1 protein-coding gene is annotated in these 518 nt (G+C 44.8%); it reads left to right on the top strand.

Annotated features, from left to right (window positions below; genetic code table 11):
* Window positions 1-19: 19 nt before the first annotated feature.
* Window positions 20-518: penicillin acylase family protein (locus A3729_RS29980; protein ID WP_231877537.1), on the top strand; the 499-nt coding region annotated here is incomplete at its 3' end.

The raw sequence follows: 518 nt of genomic DNA, 5'->3' as shown, positions 1-518 counted from the left end.
TTATCAGATGTCGGGTCTAATGCCTAAGCGCTGTGCTGGTTGGAATGGGTTTGTGCCAATATCGGGCTGTGATTCAAACAATGATTGGCAGGGTCTGGTGGATATAGAAGACTTGCCTTGTGCCTATAATCCCGAAAATGGCTATTTAGTCACGGCGAATCAGGATCTAAACCACCTGGGGCGTGTTGATCCAATTAATATGCCGATGGGGGATTACCGAGCGAGTAGAATTGAAGAGGTATTGGCGAGCCATAAAACGCACGATATCGAATCAATGAAAGCTCTGCAGATGGACGTTTATTCAAAGCAAGCAGGGTTGTTTCTAGATATTCTATTGCCGCTGCTGGAATCAAATGGTGAAACAGGTGAACTCTATCAGATGCTTAAGCAATGGGATCACCGTTATGACCTGGACTCTATAGGCGCTCCAGTTTTTGAGGCATTCTATGATTTACTGAGAAAAGAAGTCTTTGGTTTGCAGAGGATAGGTTTGGGTGGCGATGTGATTGAGCACTTAT

This window comes from Oleiphilus sp. HI0043, from assembly GCF_001634935.1.
The sequence above is the reverse complement of the archived record's forward strand: the minus strand, read 5'-3'. Positions and strand labels throughout refer to the sequence as shown.